Consider the following 246-nt stretch of genomic DNA (forward strand, 5'->3'; position numbering starts at 1 on the left):
GGCCCGCGGCGTCGTGGGTGAAATCGATCCGGTGAGCACCGCTGGTCAGGCGCCGGGTCGTGCTGTCGGCGGCGTAGGTGTAGGTGGTGACGTGGCCGGTGGGGGTGGTGCGGCGGGTGCGGCGGCCCAGGACGTCGTAGGAGTAGTTCATAGCGCGGCCGTCGACCAGTTCGGTCTTGGTGAGTCCGCGCCGGTCGTACTGGTACCGGAGTTCGGTGTCCGGACCGGTCGCCTCCAGCAGGAGTC

General features: G+C 69.9%; 1 protein-coding gene. It reads right to left on the reverse strand.

Annotation, left to right across the window (positions count from 1 at the left end; translation table 11 throughout):
• Window positions 1-246: hypothetical protein (locus G3I42_RS19560; protein WP_164287680.1), on the reverse strand; the 246-nt coding region annotated here is incomplete at both ends.

Origin of the sequence: Streptomyces sp. SID11385 (assembly GCF_010548245.1) — a bacterium.
In the GTDB taxonomy this organism is placed as follows: domain Bacteria; phylum Actinomycetota; class Actinomycetes; order Streptomycetales; family Streptomycetaceae; genus Streptomyces.